This window comes from Streptomyces durocortorensis, from assembly GCF_016901035.1.
GTDB lineage: Bacteria > Actinomycetota > Actinomycetes > Streptomycetales > Streptomycetaceae > Streptomyces > Streptomyces durocortorensis.
In genome coordinates, this window is sequence record NZ_JAFEUF010000533.1 from 1 (window position 1) to 822 (window position 822).

Here is an 822-nt window from a genome sequence, read left to right on the forward strand (position 1 = left end):
CGCCCCGCCCCAGCAGGTACGCGACATCCACCGCCATCGCCACCTGCGGCCCGTCCAACGTGAAGGGCAGCGCGATCCGGGCGGCGACCCCGGACGCCGGGGCGTACCGGACCAGCTCGGCGGTGTCCGAGTTCTCGTCCATCGCCGTCAGCACCAGCTCCCCGGCCCCGGCCGTACCGACCGGCGTCAGCACCCCGTCCAGCCGCCGCTGCCAGGAGACACGCCCGCTCCCCGCGTCCACCGCCGTGACAAGCGTCGACGCACCCGAGGGCGCGTGCTCGAAGGCGTAGGCAAGCCCGGACCCACCGTCGTACAGCGCGAAGTCCGGCCGCGCATGCCCCGCCAGCCGCTTCTTCCAGCGGGACGCCCCGCTCGCCCCGTCCAGCGCCGACACCGCCCCGTCGTCCGCGACGGCCAGCAGCGTGTCACCCGCCGGGAACGCCGCCCCGGGCCCCGCGGACAGCGAGGTGTCCCGGACGGCCGTCCCCTTCACCGGGTCGTACGCGCGCAGCTTCCCGTCCGGGCCGCCGGCCAGCACGACCGCACCCGAGACGATCGGAGCATGGGCGCTCCCGGCCGCGGAGGACCGGGCCGTCCACACAACGCGCCCGTCCGCCGGGTCGATCCTGACCGCCCCGGTCCCGGCCACCGAGCAGTACAGCGCACCCCCGGCCCCAGCACCGGCACAGACGGGCGTCCCGCTCCCGCCGGCCCGCAGCTCGGTACGCCAAGGAGCGACGGCACCCCCGGCCTTCGCCCCGCCCGCCTCCGCGTCCGGCCCCGCCCCCCACGACGCCGACCGTGAGGCGGGCGGGGCGGTCC

Annotated in this window: 1 protein-coding gene; it reads right to left on the minus strand. The window is 77.7% G+C overall.

From position 1 onward, the window contains the following. A partial coding sequence (locus tag JS521_RS35935; protein WP_239488309.1) for an outer membrane protein assembly factor BamB family protein occupies positions 1-822 on the minus strand: 822 nt, incomplete at both ends.